This is a genomic window from Variovorax sp. 01N429 (assembly GCF_056399425.1).
On sequence record NZ_JBFTRG010000182.1, the window covers coordinates 1 to 398 of the forward strand.

The following is a 398-nucleotide window of genomic DNA, read 5'->3' on the forward strand; positions in this document are numbered from 1 at the left end:
CAGCTGGAGTGGACGACGGCGCGGGACTTGGTGCCGCGGGTGGCGACCGCCCACGCGGCGTGGAAGAGCGCGGGGGCGGCGTCGACCAGGGTGGCGACCGCGCGGCCGGGGTCGCGGGAGACCTGGCCGAGGACATCGAGTTCGGGCGAGGCGCCGGGTACCTCGCCCGCCGCCCAGCAGCCCTCGACGCGCACGCCCTGCAGCGATTCCAGGCCCTCGACCAGCCGGGCCGCCGGGCGCTCGCCCGGCCAGGACACGGTGAACTCGTCGACGGCGCGGCCGGTCAGGCGCTCCAGCACGGTCATCTGAAGGACGTCGGCCCCGGCCGTGCCGAGGCTCTGCGTGACCCGGGCGAGGGAGCCGGGCCGGTCGGGGAGCGAGACGCGCAGGCGGAACAG

Annotated in this window: 1 protein-coding gene; it reads right to left on the reverse strand. The window is 77.4% G+C overall.

Annotated elements, in window-relative coordinates; all coding sequences use genetic code 11:
• Nucleotides 1-398: ACT domain-containing protein (locus AC1DSF_RS31160; protein ID WP_478184173.1), on the reverse strand; the 398-nt coding region annotated here is incomplete at both ends.